Origin of the sequence: Clostridium moutaii (genome assembly GCF_041205085.1) — a bacterium.
Classification (GTDB): domain Bacteria; phylum Bacillota; class Clostridia; order Clostridiales; family Clostridiaceae; genus Clostridium_B; species Clostridium_B moutaii.
On the sequence record NZ_JBGEWD010000001.1, the window covers coordinates 283,634 to 301,452 of the forward strand.

Here is a 17,819-nt window from a genome sequence, read left to right on the forward strand (position 1 = left end):
TTCTGCTTTTATTATAATTGAAATGGATTAAAAATGCACTGGTTTTTAAATTAGCCAATGCATAAATTTCATAAGTATATTCAAGAGGTTTGATTAAGTTATAGGAACCCGGTATGCAAAAGAATGCCATACTCCAAAGTTATCCCTCACATTTATACCCCTTTGACCTCCTGATGCTGCGTCAGTGTAATAAGGATAACTTCTTCCTTCCGTATAATGTCCTACATGGTCGCCGGAAAAAGTTACAGGTACGGCATCAAAACGTATTTGTTCACTGGTTACCGTGGAAACAGTTGTTGTCCGTGTTGAATTCCCATAATTTGATTCATGGGTTTGCTGAACACTGCTTTCGGGTTTCAACATATCAATATCCTCCTGCATGAATGATATTGTTTCCTGGCAATTTGTATTGGATCCTGAACCTGCCAAGGGTATGCATAAACGCTGTCCAACCCTTAGATAATTTGGATCCACACCCGGATTTGCATCCAGAATGCTTCTCACACTTACATTGTATTCCTGTGCAATTTTGTATAGAGTATCCCCTGACTGAATTATTCTAGGGGTATAATTTGGTGGACAAGACGGCATACATATAACCTGGCCCACTCTCAAGTAATATGGATTTATTCCAGGGTTTGCTGCAATTATTCTCTGCAGGCTGACTTCCAGTCTTTGTGATATGCTGTATAAAGTATCCCCTGGTTGTATAGTATAGGTATAATGATTTACAGGGCACTGTCTATAGTATGGCATAAGAAATTTTCCCTTTCTGCATCTATTATTATATAAGGATTCCTAAGTTTAAATGGTTCTAAAGACTCCAATTAAAACAAAGAACTCCATTTCACCCTATATATTATGCTGTAAAAATTTATTTCGTTACCACACAAAGTTGCAATACCTGCATTTCTATACTTTTTAGTTATTAGCGGTACGAAAAGCATTTTTTACGGGCAAACTCCACCGCATCCAAGAATCACTTGAGTTCCTGGGATCTGTTCTCTGCTGCCTTTATTGCCTCAACACCTGTTTTGCATAAAGTATTCACACCTTTCACAATTGTTACAATTACAAAGGCTTCCACTAATTCTTCCATGGTTAACCCTGCTTCTATGGATGCCACGGCATGTGCTTTTGCACCACTTACTTCATCATCCAGACTATCCAGTATTGTAAAAATCAGTTCTCTTGTCTTTTTAGGTAAATGTCCTTTTTGGACTGATTCACGCATTTTTAAATATCCTTTTAATCCATCCGGAGAATATTTAGAAAGTATCTCCGAAAAAGGTGGATTCCATTTTAATTCATCCTTATAATAATCAAGTATATTTTCAAAATCATCCATAATTAAATCAACCCCCAATTTTGTTATATTAATTTATGATTTCAACTTATTCCCATAAGAAATTATATCACATCTTAAGTGTTCTTTTTATAAAAGTTCATCACTTTTACCTTTTTGTAATTGGAATAATGTTTCATAATCCATAATTAGGGGATAGTATAAACATCCGGGGTCTGGAGACAAAGTCCCCAGTACTATGCCCCTTCGTTTAGTATTTCATTGTATATTTATTAATGTAATCCAAAGTATTCAGCAATACTTTCAAAACATTTGTCTACCATAAATTCTATATCATTTTTTTCGATGACATAGGGAGGCATAAAATACAGCGTATCTCCCACCGGCCTTAGAAGGAGTCCTTTTTTTAAAGCTATTTTATATATTCCATAACCTACCCTGTCTTTCCAGTCAAAACACTCCTTGGTTTTTTTATCTTTAACCAGTTCTATAGCTGTTATCATTCCCAGCTGGCGGACATCTCCTACACAATCAAGATTTTTTGCTTTTTTAGTTGTCAATTCGCCAATCAACCTGGATTTTTCAATATTTTTTTCAATTATATTCTCATCTTTAAATATTTTAAGACTCTCGCAGGCTGCAGCACAGGCCATTGCATTACCTGCATAGGTATGGCTGTGTATGAAAGTCTTCAGTTTAACATAATCATCATAAAAAGCATTGTATATTTTTTCTGTAGTTACAACTGCAGACATAGGCATATAGCCTGCACTGATGCCCTTGGATAAACACATTATGTCCGGACTTATATCTGCATGATTGCATGCGAACATCTTTCCTGTTCTTCCAAAACCAACGGCTATTTCATCGGCAATTAAAATAATATCATAGTAGTCACAGGCTTTTCTAAGTTTTTTTAAATACACAGGGGAATACATTTTCATGCCTGCTGCTCCCTGAATCATGGGCTCTATAATTACAGCACAGAGCTCATCATGATGAAGAGCAAGTGATTTTTCCATATGTCCAAAGCACTGGGCACTGCAGCTGTGTCTCTCTTTTCCATACTCACACCTATAGCAGTCAGGGCCCTGAACCCTGATGGTATCTATGAGAAGGGGCTTATAAATTTTACTATAGAGATCCAGATCACCTACAGATAAAGCACCTATTGTTTCTCCATGATAAGCACCGGTTATTGCGGCAAATCTGATTTTTTTAGATTTTCCAATCTGCTGATAATACTGAAAGCTCATTTTTAAAGCTATTTCCACTGCTGAGGATCCATTATCAGAAAAGAATACCTTGGATAATCCCTGTGGAGTAATTTCAACAAGCCTCTCTGAAAATTCAACAGCGGTTTTATTGGAAAAGTGTGCAAAAATCACGTGTTCAATCTGGCTTAATTGTCTTTCAATTGCTTTATTAATTCTGGGATTACTATGTCCAAATATATTTGTCCACCATGAACTTATGCAATCCAAATACGAGTTGCCATATATATCATATAAATAACACCCCTTACCTTTTTCTATTATAATTGGTGGCAATTTTTCACAATCTTTCATCTGAGTACATGGATGCCATATGTACTTTAAATCTTTTTTTTCAAGTTCTTCCATATTTCTCACCAACCTATAAGATTTTATATTACTTTCATACAATCAATTATTTTTCTTGAATCAAATACCTTTTCAGATTTCCTTTTTACATCTTCCATAAATTCATCCGATTTTGTATTTATAAAAGGCATGATCCCAAGTATAGGAATATTTGCCATCTTTTCAATCATCCTTATATTGTCATTGCAGAGCATGTTGTCCTCATATCCGTTTATTATAATTCCCCTTATGGTGATACCTTTATTTTTCAGGTAATCAACCGTTAAAAGTGTATGATTTATAGTTCCAAGACCTGCCCTGGCAACCAGAACAACATCCATGTTCATGTCTTTTATTAGATTGTCCAGAGTGTATATTTGGCTGTCGACATCCGCAATAGGACAAGTTACACCCCCACTTCCTTCACATATAATATAATCATATTTTTTCTTTAAATTATTTAATTTATCCTCAATCACTTTTATATCAATAGGCTTGTTCTCAATTTTTGAGGCCAGATAAGGAGAAACTGCTGTTTCATAAATATAGGGTGTTAAATCTTCGTATTTCTCATGAATACCGGCAATCGAGCATACAAATTCAGTATCTCCCGGTATAATCCTTCCATTTACGGATTCAGCACCGCTTAATGCAGCTTTAAAATAAGTTGTTTTGCAGCCATTTTTGCATAGAATATAAACTAAAGCTCCAGTAACCAGTGTTTTTCCGATTTCCGTATCCGTTCCCACTACATAAATACCTTTTGTCATTTATAAATACCCTCCGGTTTCTATTTTTAAAACTTAATTACAGACAATTTTTAAAACCTTTAATTTTAAGGACAAAAATGCCACCGATACACTTATCACAAGATCACCGCCTACGCATATAATAAAGCCGTAAAATATGGCCCATCCAATGGTCTTGCTGTCACCCATGTATAAATTATAAATTAAATACAAATGTAATACACCAAATAGATATACAAAGAACAATCCACTTAGAACACATAACAGGGATTTTATAAAAGTAATATTTTTAATTTGAGCTGATAATTTTCCAATTACGTAAGCAGCTACTATAAAACCTATCAAATATCCAAAAGTAGGCTTGAATACATAAGATAATCCTCCTCCTTCTGTAAAAATGGGGATTCCCATAAGGCCCATTCCCACATATAATATTTGAGATAGCGCTCCCAATTTAGCACCTAGAAGAATTCCACTCAATGCACAAAATAACCACTGCAGTGTAAAAGGTACAAATGGTATGGGTATTCTTATAAAAGCACCTATAGCTGTCAATGCTGCAAAAATCGATACTAAAACCATATCTTTTGTTTTCATCAAGATCACTCACCTTTGTTAAATTGTCAACCATATATCAAAATTAAGTTTACAATTACCTATTATAATTTCATATTTAACGCTTTGTCAATACAAAAAATATGTTGATATATTTTTTATGAGTTGTTATAATTGTATTGTTAACCTTTGTATAAAATTAAGTTTACAATAAATAAATTGTATAGGGAGATATTTTTATGGATGAATTATGGAATGAAATATTAAAAACAGGACAGAAAATCTTAAATGGAGGAAACATTACAAGGGAAGAAGCTGAAATTCTGGGGAAATCCAAAGACAGTGATATATTTCTGCTGTGCAGCTTTGCCAATAAAATAAGGGCAGAATTCAATGGAAATAATGTGGATTTATGTTCCGTAATAAATGCAAAATCAGGCAATTGTCCTGAGGATTGTGCATTTTGTGCTCAGTCTGCCCATCATCATACAAATGCAAAATGTTATCCGCTTGTGGATGAAGATAAAATTGTTGAAACTGCAATAAGACGTGAAAAAGCAGGTGCCAAGCACTGTGATATTTGTACAAGCGGCCTTGGCTATACTGGAAAAGAAAAGAATTTTAAAATCATATTAAATGCATTTAAAAGGATGAAGGAGAGTACCAATTTGAAATTATGCGCTTGTCTTGGAACTCTTACCATGGATGCGGCAAAGCAGCTGGCAGATGCAGGAGTTGAACGCTATAATCACAATCTTGAAACAGCAAGAAGTTTTTTCCCTAAAATTGTTTCAACTCACGGATATGAGGAAAGAATTGACACCATACGCTATGCAAAAAAAGCAGGTATGGAAGTATGTTCCGGAATGATTATAGGTTTGGGGGAAACCATGGAACAGCGTATAGAACATGCATTTTTGTTAAAGGAACTGGATGTGGACGCAGTACCTTTAAATGTGTTGAACCCGGTTAAGGGTACAAGACTCGAAAATGCAAGCCCGCTTACTCCTCTTGAAATAATCAAAACTTTTGCCATAATGAGATTTATATTACCTGATAAAAACATAAGATTCGCCGGTGGAAGAGAGAAAAATCTCAAGAGTCTTCAGCCCCTTGGATTTATTGCCGGTATAAACGGTATGCTGATAGGAGATTATCTAACTACAGGGGGACAGGAAGTAAACAAAGATTTTCAAATGCTTCAGGACCTGAATTTAACATATTGATTAATTGCACTTCACATTAAGCATATAAAATACAATTTTACTGCAGAGGAGACCTAAAACTATACCTGCCAAAACATCTGTAGGATAGTGGACATAAAGATACAGTCTTGAAAAGGCTATCAAAAATGCCAATACAAAAAACCCTGCTGCATATCTTTTAAAATATCTGGACAACACTGCGGCGGCTGCAAAGGCTGCCGTAGTATGACCTGAAGGGAAAGATGAAGACAAAGGCCTTGAAATCAAAAGATTCATGGTACCAGATTCTACAAAAGGCCTGGGTCTTTGAACAATGTGTTTAATTATACCTTCACCTAATACAGCTCCCAAAATCACAGCACACAAAGTTGCAATACCTGCATTTCTATACTTTTTGGTTATTATCAAAAATACCGCTATTATAATCCATATGGTCCCCAGGTTTCCCAACCGGGTAACGAAAATCATAAATTTATCCATAAAAGGTCCATGCATATTATTTTGTATGAACTGAAGTATGGAATTATCAAATTGATGCATCAAAGATATCATTTTTATTACCTCTTTTATATTTTATCCCATGGCTAGCCAAAGTGGGGTATGATAAGTATTCTTTATAGGCAAACTCCACCTCACCCGAAAATCACTTGATCTCTTGAAATCTCTTCTCTGCTGCCTCTATGGGTGCCACAGCTTCCCACAAGAAATTATATCACATCTTAGCGTTCTTTTTACGAAAGTTCACCACTTTTGCCTTTTAAGGCCTGAAACGCGGAAATTCCTGATTTTATTGCAGTACCCTTTATGACATTTTTTTATATGTTACATGATATCATATATTTAGAAGGAGGATAATTAAAAAATGCGAGCAGAAGAATAATATTTTTCAATAACCGCAACTTAAAATTCTGTATATTAAAAAATAGAGCTAAAATATAACATAATCGGTAGGTAGTGGAGAACCTTAATAAAAATTTGGTAATAGTAATTTATTATAACAAAGAGTGGAGGAATATATGATGAGAAAAATAACCATCATTTTAGTTGTTATAATGTTGTTTATGGTTATAGGTTGTTCAAATAAAGACGTAATTAAACACAGTTACACTTATAAAGGAGAAAATGAATTTTGGACTACCCAGTATAAGGTGAATGCCACAGGTACATTCACTAAGAAAAATGATAAACTGCATTATGAAGGTAATTCTAGCAACACATTAACAGTAACTTATAAGAAAAACATATCCAAATTATCTTCAGTAAAACATCTGGAAATATCGTATAAAAGTAGTGTTGGCGGCGGAAAGATAACGGAAAATTATAATAATGGTTCTCCAAAAGGAAAAACTTATACTATGACATCAAGTAGCACAAATGGAGTAATAGAGGATAAAGATGAAGTAATAAAAGTCACCATAAATCTTGATGGAAAAATACAAACAATTGAATTAAAGACTCTACACTCTCAATAATTTTTATCATGCCTATTCTATTTTACACAAACCTGTCTCTATATCCATATCCAGTAGAACCGAACTCAAACTTTTCCCATGAGTATCCAGTGACAGTGATCTTGTAACCCCTCCGCCCAATGCATCGTACATGACAAAATTCAAGGCACATATATTGGGCAGTTCATATCTTTTAACTTCTCCCTTTACTATATCCTTAAACCACTCCTTTACTTTTTCCTCAGTGACAATTTTTTTAATCAATTCATAATCATCATCTCTGTAGGCTATAAGTGATATATTTGAAATATTCCCTTTGTCTCCCGTCCGTGAATGTGCAATATCCCTTAATTTCACTTTTATACCTCCTCATAAATTACTTTTGTGATTATATCTCCACTGGGTACAAGTATAGATGCAACTGACACTATCTCCCTTATATATTTTCTAGCTCCCCCTCCTCCTGATGGACCATTGGTGTACAGGGCTTCAATTTCATTCCCTATTATTTCTGCACTTTGTCTATTTAATGTCCTTGCTGCAGCTCTAAGCCTCACTTCCTTAAAATCTTTTTTATCATCATTCAGCATACTGCTTAAATGATTTCCGTAAAGAGAATTTACTCCCATAAAATCAATTCTTAATTCTTCTACCGGTACATTTATATATTTCAACCTCTTTTTTATTATTTCTCCAGCTAACTCGGCTCTGCCATAGGCTCCTGATCCTCCGTAACTTATTTCACCTTCCCCTATATAACAATCTTTATAACCTATGCTGACTTTAAACAAACCGGTCTTTTTTTTCCCACTTGCACCTTTTACTAGGACTTTATTTTTTTCAATTTCCTGAACAGTCACTTCTGTAAAATCTGCTATAACATCTGGTGTAAAATAATTTGATGGATCATGGATTTCATATATAATCTGCTCCTTGCAAGTGTGCTCAGTAACCATTCCACCTGAATCTTCAAGCTTTGTTATAACTATATCACCATTTTCAGTTACCTCTGCTATGGGGAATCCTAAATTCCACAATTCCGGCACATCCTTATATCCCGGATCTGCAAAATAACCTCCTGTTACCTGACCGGCACATTCCAGCAGATGTCCCGCTAAAGTACCTCTACCAAGCAGTTCATAATCCTTTTCCTTCCATCCAAACTCAAATATCAAGGGTGCCAAAGTCAATGAAGGGTCTGCTGTTCTCCCCGTTATTACAATATCGGCTCCATTGCCTAAAGCTTCTATTATACCCTGTGTCCCTATATATGCATTTGCCGAAATTATATTTGATTTTATGGAATTTAGTCTTTTCCCAGTCTCAAATATTTCACAGTTCATATATTTATCTATATGTTCTAAAATATCATCTCCCAATACTACTGCTATCTTTAGGCCCTTTACTCCCATTTCCAATGCAGTCTTTTTCACTGCCTTAACTGCAGATAGGGGATTTGCAGCACCCATATTGGTTATTACTTTTATTTTCTTTTCATTACATAGAGGTAATATTTTTCTCATACGATACTCCAGAAGTTCATTATAACCTTTATCCTTATTGATTAATTTCTGCTGCTGACCAATTGCTATTGTCCTTTCCGCCAAACACTCGAATATAATATAATCAATATTTCCCTTTTTCATAATTTCTACAGCAGGTTCTATTCTATCTCCTGCAAAGCCTGCACCCGAACCTATCCTTACCTTTTTCATATTTAATAGCCTCCCTGAAATAATTATTTAAAAAAGACTGCTTCAAAGTTTGCCATGAGCAGTCTTCTCAATAAGCAGCCTTCCTATGGAAAAAAATATTTCTACTGCTAAATTCCGAAAAGTTTAAGCACCATCCAGCTGGATGCATAATAAGTCATATACTGTACTCCAGTATGCACACCGAAGAACCTGTTTAATATGCCGCCAAAAATGCCAATTGTCACTGAAATTCCAACTCCAACAAGGCCAGCTTCATAAAAAGATAAAACCGTTATCAATCCCACAAACATACAAATTATAGCTTCCTGACTTACATTTCTCAAAACCCATGCGCTGGCTGTTCTGGCATAATTCATAGACAATGGATAAGCTATGATATAAGCTACTATAATTCCTATCAATCCATATAATGCAAATTGCCCAGGTGTCAGCAGATTATGCAGATTGTGAACAGGTTGACTGGAAAATACAGGAGGAGCGTTGAACAGTGGTCCTGCTGGTCCAAGTCCTACAGGGCTCAATGGTATTCCAAAAGCAATTAAAGGTATTAATGTTTCAGCTACATAAGTTGCTTCAGTTACAGCATTCATTACACTCAAACAAGTTGTAAGACGCTGGTATAAGCTCTTTACTTTAGATGCCACTACTTCTCCAATCATTACTGTCATACCTACAGGGCTGAATGTAAAAGTAAGGGCAGATATACCGGCACCGGCAAAAGTATATGCAGCTTGTCTACGTGTAAGTATTTTCAGTGGATTGGGGAAATAACCCTTCCATGTTTTGAGTTCAGGAGCCAGCCAGAACTCCCTTGGTGAACTTTTAAGAATGGAACCGTGAGTCACCGGGGATAAAAGCGTAATTATATCGGCAAACATGGGGCCAATAGCAATACCAAGAAAAATTCCTATAGAAATACTCTGATGTCCGGCACCGGCCAGTTTAATAACACCCTGAAGAAATACGGCAAACGGTATTAATACAAATATGCTTGCCCACTTTCCTTTAGATGTATAGGCAATTATAATTGCTGCAATTGTAAAAATAATAGGCGCCCATATCTCCACTATATGAGAAAAAGGAGCAAGCAATGTGGCAAATCCAACTGAAATAGGCAGTGCAATAATCGCCCCAATGATTGCACCAGAAATCATCTTACGCAGAGCAACATGTGGAACACCCAATCGTCTCAGAACATTTGCATATTCCAAAAGTGGAACAGCCATTGTATCTCCCGGCACACCCATTAAGGCCGTCGGAATGGCATGAGTCATATGTTTGGAAACGGCTCCGCCAATAAAAAATGAAAATATGGCTACAGGTGGAAACCCCAGTAAAATAATCAACAGTGTTATTGGTGCAACTGTAGCAGTTTCATCAGTTCCGGATATAAGTCCTATAAATGAAAAGATTATACTACCCAGAAGAGCGCCTCCAATACCCCATAATACATTATGCAAAATTAGTGCATTCACAGTTTACCATCTCCTTTTCCTTATTTTTTTTCTTTTTCTCCAGTAAATAGTTCATACAACTGAAGACTTTTCATTTCTTCTATAACCTTTGTTTCTGCTGTCTTTAACTCTTCTCTTTCTTTATCCAGGTCTATGTCAAGCTCCTTCAGCACTAAACTTCTGTCTTCTTCGGAAAAATTTTTTTCTTGCAGAATGCGCTTTGGTTTAAACAGTTTAGCAGATATAAATGCACTCAACAGAGAAGACAACATGCCAATTAGCAGAGCATATGCTTTGCATAGTTTCACCGGTGTTTGCGGAAAATGCACTTGAATAAAACTCAGACTAAAAATAAAACATGGTAAACTAATAGCTATACCAATAATAATTGCAAAAAAGAGATGTCTAACATTTACCGTATCGCCCCATATATCTGCATAAATTTTCTTTTCCATATTAAACTAACCTCCATATTAAATTAGTAATGTTGTATCCTGTATAAGTAAATAGTCCTTTACTTATACAGGATAATAACATTCATCAAAAACATCACAAGAGTTTAAATGCTAGGCATATTACATGAAATGACATCTGTCAATATATTTTTTATTTAGAGTATTCCTTCATAAGTTCCTGGGCATATTCCAATCTGACGTTTTTTCCTTTCACCATCTTTTTTACAATTTTCTCAAGTACTTCACCCTTTGCCCCTGCAACGGAAGCTATGTTTCTGGCATGAAGGGACATATGTCCTCTCTGAATGCCCTCTGTGGCCAGAGCCTTGATAGCTGCAAGGTTCTGTGCCAATCCCACCGAAGCAATTATCTCTCCAAGTTCTACAGCACTCTTGACTCCCAGCATTTTTACCACAACCTGTGCTGCCGGATGAATTTTTGTAGCACCTCCTACAAGACCAACCGCCATTGGAATTTCAATTGTACCTACAAGATCTCCATTTTTATTCTTTTCCCAGGTTGTAAGGGATGTATACTGTCCTGAACGTGAAGCATAAGAATGGGCACCTGATTCTATTGCCCTGGTATCGTTACCTGTAGCTATAACCACAGGAATAATTCCGTTCATAATTCCCTTGTTATGGGTAGCCGCCCTGTATGGATCTGCTGCAGCAAAGGCATATGCAGTAATTATTTTGTCAACAACCTCTTCTCCACCTAAAGTTTCCTTTTTAATTGTCGCCCTTGAACGGACAAGTCTGTGTACTGCCAGGTTAGATAAAATTCTTAAATACACTTTACCTCCTGTAATTTCTTCAATAAAAGGTGCAACAGCTTCAGCCATTGTATTAACAGCATTGGCACCCATTGCGTCTAAAGTATTCACTTTAAGATGAACAACAACCATTTCACCTGCACTGGATTCAATAACCCTGACTTCAATGTCCTGCATTCCACCTCCGAATTTAACCAAGACCGGATCTTTGGCATTGCAGATCTCAATGATCTTATCTTTGTTTTCATAAATCTTCATTTTTGCATAATTAGGATCTGCCACGTCAATAATCTGAATTTGTGCAATCATGACAGAACCCGTATTGCTTGCGAAAAAGCCACCGGTTTCCCTAGCCATTTTAGCAGCATTGCTGGCAGCAGCAACCACAGATGGTTCCTCAATCACCATGGGTATTACATAATCTTTGCCATTGACAACAAAATTAAGGGCAACTCCCATGGGAAGTTGAAAAGTGCCAATTACATTTTCAATCATATGATCTGCTTTATCTATATCAAGTGCACCAGGTTCTTTTATGATTTTTTGCTCTTCCTCCGAGATGCCTGTAAATTCACTTACTTCCTTCAGTCTATCCTCTAGTGAAAGTTTATAAAATCCTGAATAACTGCTTGTTTTCATTTTTCCCATCCTTTCAACGCTAATTTTATTTATTATTGATTACCCGTTTACAAATTTACTCTTCTGTATCAATCTTCATTCTCATAAAAGCAGAGCCCATTGATTTTCCAAGGGAATCCAACCTTATGGAGAGAGTTGCTCCACCACCCAGTGCATGTTTCATTACAAAATTAAAACCTTTTAACGTATCCACATCATACCTTGTAATTTCTCCTTTTACCATATCGCCAAAATATTCTTTTACCTTTTCAACTGTCAGCACTCTTTTTAAAAACTCATAATCCTTGGGGTCACGGGCAAATACACACACATTGCTTGTATCACCCTTATCTCCGGATCTGCCGTGAGCTATATCTTTCAAATATATCTGAGCCATTTATTTCACCTCCAAAATATTTGACGTCAGCTTTACTGCATCTCTTGGAACAAATGTCGGCCATAAACCTATAACCTCGCGTACTTTGGCTCTGCCCCCAAAAAAACTTGCTCCTGGAGGACCATTCAGCTGAAGCGGAGAAATTTCAGGAATGATTTTATAAGCTTCCGATTTATCAATGGTACGTATGGCAATTCTTAAAACAATCTCATTCATATTTTTAACCAGTTCAGGATCCATATTGGCAACGTCTAAATGAAGAGCATTGAGTCCCAGATAATCTATCCTTATTTCTTCAGCCTTCAAGTTTTTGCGTTTCATTTTTTTCATCAATATTTCTGACGCATATTTTGCCTTTTCATAGGCATCCGGCCAAGCAAAGCACAAATATGTCTCCACCTTATATCCTGCATGATATCCCACACACAGCTTTAACTGATCAGGGCGCTTTTTACCTTTTATTCCTGCAACTTCAACTCTATTATCACCATCCTGAGTCAGTGTAGCATGGCTTATATCTACCGTAACATCAGGAGTGATATAATTCGAAGGATCATGCACTTCATATAAAAATTGCTCTTTACAGGACTGCTCACAAATAATACCGCCGCAATCAGGTGCTTTTGTTATATGGAGTTTATCATCTGTAATTTCAGCAATAGGAAATCCCAACTCATCCATTTTTGGAACTCCACGCCAATCATAGTCATAATTGCCGCCAGATCCCTGTCCTCCACATTCAAGTAAATGTCCAACCATTATTCCTCTTGCAAGATTATCATAATCATCTTCCGCCCAGCCAAATTCGTGCATAAGAGGTGAAAGAAACAAGGCCGAGTCGGCAGCCCTTCCTGTAACTACTATGTCAGCCCCCTGTTCCAGACATTCTACAATAGGTTCGTGTCCATGATATACATTCACATTTAAAATTTTGTCCTTAATATCAAGAAAGTTTCCTACATTATCGATATTTTTAAATTCAACGCCCTGGGCAAGTAATTCAGGTATCTGTGATTTTAAATCATCCCCAAGTACATATCCTATTTTATAACCTGACATTTTTTGCTCTTTTGCAATTTCTGCAATCTTTTTTACACAACCGGGGATATTCATGCCACCTGCATTGGATATGATTCTGATGTTTTTTTCATAACTTTCCCTGCCGATTTCCTTTACAAGATTTACAAAATCCCTTGCATACCCTGCATCAGGATTTTTGCTTTTCTGTCTCTGCATAATTGAAAGAGTTAACTCCGCAAGGTAATCACACCCCATATAATCAAGATTGCCTTTCCTGACCATATGTACGGCAGCATCATTGCTGTCGCCCCAAAAACCTTGTCCGCCACCAATACGTATTTTTTTCTTATCCATTCTGATACCTCCTCCTGCTTTGTACTATGTTTAATCAGCAAGCATTGTGCCAACGTTTTCATTGCCTTAAAAATAAGGTAATTTAAAGATTTTCACTTTAATTGTGAAAACCTTATCCAGACATTAGTGCCGATTTTGCCACACTTTGCAGAAAAATCAGTGTTTACTTTTAGCCTTATGTGTTTACTTTTAGTCACTGACAATCTCATATTCCTTCAATTTACGATAAAAAGTTCTTCGGCTGAGCCCCAGCAGCTGCATGGCTTTACTTTTATTGCCTTTACTTGTTACAATAGCATCCATAATTATCTTCTTTTCAAAAATTTTTACCGCTTTTTTTAATGTTCCATGACTGTATTTAAGTTCATCTTCTATTTCTATATTTTTCCCCATTGCTTCTTTCATATGAGGAGGTAAATAAGTAATATCAATGCAATTATCCTGACACATAATTACAGAGTATTCCACACAATTTTGAAGCTCACGCACATTACCCGGCCAGTTGTAAGAATAAAAAAATGAGTGTATCCTTTGAGAAAAAAATACATGCTTTTTGTATTTTTTATTATATTTCTGCATAAAATGATTTGCCAATAATCCTATATCTTCGCCTCGTGCCCTTAGAGGCGGTACTTTAATTTCTACCACATTTAACCTATAGTACAGATCTCTCCTGAATTTCTTCTCTTTAACCATCTTTTCAAGAGGCTGGTTTGTTGCAGCAATTAATCTGACATCTACAGGTATATTTTTTTGCCTTCCGATTTTTTCTATATCTCCTTCCTGCAGTACTCTCAAAAGTTTTGCCTGTATTGCCATAGGCATGTCACCTATTTCATCAAGGAACAGCGTTCCTCCATTGGCTAATTCAAATTTTCCCATTCTTCCACCGGATTTTGCACCTGTAAAGGAGCCTCCTTCGTAGCCAAAAAACTCGCTTTCGATTAAACTTTCAGGAACAGCTGCACAGTTGACAATGATCATTGGATGGGATTTTCTTTCGCTATTTGAATGTATGATCTTTGCAATCACTTCCTTTCCAGTTCCATTTTCACCTTTTATCAATACCGATGCTTCTGTTTTTGCCACAATCAATGCCTGTGAAACGGTCTTTAAAAAATCCGGACTTTTTCCGACAATCTCAAGTTTTGACAGTTCATTTTGTGCTTCAATTTGTTGTTTAAAACGCATGACAGTTTTATTTGCCTCTTCCATTTCTCTTCCCAATTTTACAATTTCAGTTGAATCAGTAAAAATCGATACGACTGCCTTCAATTCTCCGTCCTGTTCAATCGGATATATGTGTACTGAGACATATTTATCCAATGTATTTATCTTTTGTTTATACCTTATTATAGGCACCTTAGTTTTAAGTACATTCAATATCTCTGCTCCCGGCTCCACCTGCTGCATCTGTCTTCCTATAATTTTACTTATTGGAACTCCGAGAATTTTTGTATATGCATCATTTACATAAAAAATCCTTCCTTCTGCATCAATTGCAACAACTCCTTCCTGAAACTTATCTACAATATTGCTTATTATACTGGTATTTATACTATTGATAAGGTACCTAAATAAGTCTCTATCTACTTCCCCCACCTTATTTTCAGCATCATCTACTACTTCATAAACCGAATTATTCCACAGTGCATGAGCAACACTTAAGCTGTATATGCAACAATCTTTATTTATTCCATTTTTTATTTGCTTTTTCCCCTTCCAGGGCACCATGATATCCTGTATCCTCATTTCTTATCCCCCTCATTAAAAAATAATAGATCTATTGCATAATCACAATTTACCTATTGATTCAATCTTATGCTTTCATATACTGTAGTCATAACTTATGACTACAGTATATCCTGACTGGAATCTTATTTTCAAATAATTATTTATCCCATGGCTGCCATTGCTAACATTCACAGTTTTTTCAAAGCGGCGATGGTAAGCAATGCTAGGACCCTGCAGGGGTGTATGTACTTTAATTTGCATAAATAAATACAAAGAAAAGATTATTTATATAATTTTCCTCATTTAAAATGTTAAGTTCAGTTGACAAATTTCCATTTTTGCTTGATAGAAAAGATTTTTAGTGTTTAGTATACTATAGTTACAAGTTAACTTGAATTAGAGGAAAGGCTGGTGATAGTTGTGTCATTAGGCGAAAATTTATTATATCTGCGTAAAAAGGCTGGTTTATCCCAAGAGGCTGTTGCTGAAAAATTAAACGTATCCCGGCAGACAGTAAGTAAATGGGAAACAGGCCAGACAGTTCCTGAGCTCATTAAAGCAAAATTACTAAGTCAACTTTACAATGTAAGTTATAACTATCTTATTAGCGGAAGCCATATGGGCGGTGATGTTACTGATATTGAAATGATAGTTGATGAAATTGACTGGACAAGTGCCTGGAGTAAAAAGTATCCCATTTTAGATTCATATCAAGGCATGAAAGGAATAAATACCTATAGTGAGAAAATATCTGAGTTGTATGATACTTTCAAAAATGAGCTGGGATTTAACGATGTGGACACGGTTTTGGTTTTAAAGGACATTCTTTATCAAAAATATAAAACGGCAAAAAAGAAAACCAATCCTTAAATATAAAAGTTTAAATAATGGAATTCTCTTATTTAAAAGAAAAACAAGTATGGATTTGGGTAAAATTACAATCTATACTTGCTATCTTTAATTGCATTACAAATTAAAAACTAGTGAAGCAATCTTTATCAATTGCCCTCTGACTTCTGCTCTTACTGGCTCTCATAAGAAGCAGAATTACCTGAAACCATTTGAAACAACAAAACGGCATAATAAAAACTGACCATACCGTACTTCTTCATTGGGAGATACCTTATAGCATAAAGATTAATATTCTATTATTTTAGAAACATATATTAATCAAACTTTCATTTTTGTAATAGAAGTTGAAAAGTTTCTATTAAAAAAACTATTTCACTAACGCCCATAAGTTGAACTCCTATTAATGTTTCAGGAGTTTCCGGATCTTCTTTTCTCTCCATAATATAACTTATCCACAACACAACAGCAAACACAATTCCTAAAGTTAAAATAGAAAGTCCATCATTATGAAAAGAAAACCAAAGTCCTGATTTTAATCCTTCCTTTATGTACAGCAGTATATTTGCAGGATAGAAAACTATACTGGCTATTATTATAAGTTTAAATTTTAAATAGGGAGCTAATCCAACTAGCAGTATCCAGATCCCCATAAATCCTATGAATAGCATAATATATCCGTATGGAAATTTACCTTTTATTCCCTTGGATGATGCATTATTTTTTAACGTCTCAACATAAATAGCCCGGGAAGTATTGGTCAGATATCCTATTTTATATTTCTTTCCCACTTCAACATCTGAAATAAAAGAGAAGATAAGCTGTTTATCTCCTATATAAACATATTCATGAATATCTTTTCTCACATTTTCTATTCTACTTACATTGCCAGTAATATAACAAAGCTCTCCTTTTATAAGCTTGGGGATATCTAAAAAATATGATCCCAGAACTCCAATAGTAATTATCATTATTATTATAACCCAAATACTTTTCCCTAAAATTTTCAAAACCTTTATCCTGCTTTTTCTACTGCTTTTGGGTTCATAGAATTCATATTTAGGGGGTCTATAATTTTTATTTACATTAAATATAATATTAGGGAAAAATGCTATAATACCTCCAACCAGTAACCCAAAAGCTATTTCAATTACAAAAGATATAACCTGAAAAATATACATCTTCTAACCACCTTGTTTTGACTATCACATATGTATTTTACTAAAATTATAAAAGAGAGTTTGTCCAAAAACAGTTATATAATCAATGCTTTTTTTATACATTCTCAAATATGGATTATTCTGCTTATATTGAAGCAATATGACTTATGCTTATAGTATATCCTGCCAGCACCACTATTTTCAAAGACTAATTTATTCCAATTATTAATTACAAAAAAACAGCCAGCAGGTTTTTCCCCGTTGGCCGTAAAAATAAAAATCAGTTTTAAATTCAAGTCTTTTATCAGCTTTTATTTTTAAGTCCTACCTTATGATATGATTTTCCCTTCAGGACTTATTATAAAAAATTCACCGAATTTAGTAATTCTCCATATTTTTATGATATGATTGTATTATCTTA

Annotated in this window: 18 protein-coding genes; 3 read left to right on the forward strand and 15 right to left on the reverse strand. The window is 35.3% G+C overall.

Features of this window, described 5'->3' with window-relative positions; translation table 11 throughout:
* Positions 1–93 precede the first annotated feature (93 nt).
* The 5 genes from AB8U03_RS01525 to AB8U03_RS01545 form a co-directional block, all read right to left on the reverse strand.
* Positions 94–756: a LysM peptidoglycan-binding domain-containing protein gene (locus AB8U03_RS01525; RefSeq protein WP_369702767.1), complete on the reverse strand. Its 663-nt coding sequence runs from the start codon at positions 754–756 to the stop codon at positions 94–96.
* A 223-nt stretch (positions 757–979) separates the two neighbouring features.
* The gene (locus AB8U03_RS01530; protein WP_369702768.1) at positions 980–1,348 is read right to left on the reverse strand and encodes a carboxymuconolactone decarboxylase family protein; all 369 of its coding nucleotides are present in this window, start codon (positions 1,346–1,348) and stop codon (positions 980–982) included.
* A gap of 230 nt (positions 1,349–1,578) precedes the next feature.
* The gene (gene bioA / locus AB8U03_RS01535; protein ID WP_369702769.1) at positions 1,579–2,928 is read right to left on the reverse strand and encodes an adenosylmethionine--8-amino-7-oxononanoate transaminase; all 1,350 of its coding nucleotides are present in this window, start codon (positions 2,926–2,928) and stop codon (positions 1,579–1,581) included.
* Positions 2,929–2,951: 23 nt separating this feature from the next.
* On the reverse strand, positions 2,952–3,677 hold the full coding sequence (gene bioD, locus AB8U03_RS01540) for a dethiobiotin synthase (protein ID WP_369702770.1): 726 nt from the start codon (positions 3,675–3,677) through the stop codon (positions 2,952–2,954).
* Positions 3,678–3,710: 33 nt separating this feature from the next.
* Entirely contained in the window at positions 3,711–4,253 is a 543-nt protein-coding gene (locus AB8U03_RS01545) for a biotin transporter BioY (RefSeq protein ID WP_369702771.1), read from the reverse strand.
* Between the two features lie 197 nt (positions 4,254–4,450).
* Here AB8U03_RS01545 and bioB point away from each other — a divergent pair, with 197 nt between their 5' ends.
* Positions 4,451–5,437: a biotin synthase BioB gene (gene bioB / locus AB8U03_RS01550; RefSeq protein ID WP_369702772.1), complete on the forward strand. Its 987-nt coding sequence runs from the start codon at positions 4,451–4,453 to the stop codon at positions 5,435–5,437.
* Here bioB and AB8U03_RS01555 read toward each other — a convergent pair whose 3' ends face one another.
* Complete coding sequence (locus tag AB8U03_RS01555) at positions 5,438–5,968, reverse strand: phosphatase PAP2 family protein (RefSeq protein ID WP_369702773.1); 531 nt, start codon at positions 5,966–5,968, stop codon at positions 5,438–5,440.
* 464 nt (positions 5,969–6,432) lie between these two features.
* On the opposite strand from AB8U03_RS01555, the gene AB8U03_RS01560 reads away from it, so the two are divergent.
* On the forward strand, positions 6,433–6,888 hold the full coding sequence (locus AB8U03_RS01560; protein WP_369702774.1) for a hypothetical protein: 456 nt from the start codon (positions 6,433–6,435) through the stop codon (positions 6,886–6,888).
* Between the two features lie 12 nt (positions 6,889–6,900).
* Here the strand turns inward: AB8U03_RS01560 and AB8U03_RS01565 are convergent, their stop codons facing one another.
* The 8 genes from AB8U03_RS01565 to AB8U03_RS01600 form a co-directional block, all read right to left on the reverse strand.
* Complete coding sequence (locus tag AB8U03_RS01565; protein ID WP_369702775.1) at positions 6,901–7,224, reverse strand: AtuA-related protein; 324 nt, start codon at positions 7,222–7,224, stop codon at positions 6,901–6,903.
* Between the two features lie 2 nt (positions 7,225–7,226).
* Complete coding sequence (locus AB8U03_RS01570) at positions 7,227–8,582, reverse strand: acyclic terpene utilization AtuA family protein (protein ID WP_369702776.1); 1,356 nt, start codon at positions 8,580–8,582, stop codon at positions 7,227–7,229.
* Positions 8,583–8,689: 107 nt separating this feature from the next.
* Positions 8,690–10,057, reverse strand: a complete 1,368-nt coding sequence (locus tag AB8U03_RS01575) for a tripartite tricarboxylate transporter permease (protein WP_369702777.1) — start codon at positions 10,055–10,057, stop codon at positions 8,690–8,692.
* A 20-nt stretch (positions 10,058–10,077) separates the two neighbouring features.
* Positions 10,078–10,491: a hypothetical protein gene (locus AB8U03_RS01580; protein WP_369702778.1), complete on the reverse strand. Its 414-nt coding sequence runs from the start codon at positions 10,489–10,491 to the stop codon at positions 10,078–10,080.
* A gap of 151 nt (positions 10,492–10,642) precedes the next feature.
* Positions 10,643–11,905: a hydroxymethylglutaryl-CoA reductase, degradative gene (locus AB8U03_RS01585; protein WP_369702779.1), complete on the reverse strand. Its 1,263-nt coding sequence runs from the start codon at positions 11,903–11,905 to the stop codon at positions 10,643–10,645.
* Between the two features lie 55 nt (positions 11,906–11,960).
* Entirely contained in the window at positions 11,961–12,281 is a 321-nt protein-coding gene (locus AB8U03_RS01590) for an AtuA-related protein (RefSeq protein ID WP_369702780.1), read from the reverse strand.
* A complete protein-coding gene (locus AB8U03_RS01595) occupies positions 12,282–13,655 on the reverse strand; it encodes an acyclic terpene utilization AtuA family protein (RefSeq protein ID WP_369702781.1) in 1,374 nt (457 codons plus the stop codon). It lies immediately after the preceding gene.
* A 189-nt stretch (positions 13,656–13,844) separates the two neighbouring features.
* A complete protein-coding gene (locus AB8U03_RS01600; RefSeq protein WP_369702782.1) occupies positions 13,845–15,407 on the reverse strand; it encodes a sigma-54 interaction domain-containing protein in 1,563 nt (520 codons plus the stop codon).
* 402 nt (positions 15,408–15,809) lie between these two features.
* Between AB8U03_RS01600 and AB8U03_RS01605 the strand changes: the two genes are divergently transcribed.
* Positions 15,810–16,259 carry a helix-turn-helix domain-containing protein gene (locus AB8U03_RS01605; protein ID WP_369702783.1) on the forward strand — a complete coding sequence of 150 codons (450 nt, stop codon included), beginning with the start codon at positions 15,810–15,812 and terminating at the stop codon, positions 16,257–16,259.
* A gap of 308 nt (positions 16,260–16,567) precedes the next feature.
* Here the strand turns inward: AB8U03_RS01605 and AB8U03_RS01610 are convergent, their stop codons facing one another.
* Entirely contained in the window at positions 16,568–17,419 is an 852-nt protein-coding gene (locus tag AB8U03_RS01610) for a hypothetical protein (protein WP_369702784.1), read from the reverse strand.
* Between the last annotated feature and the right edge of the window lie 400 nt (positions 17,420–17,819).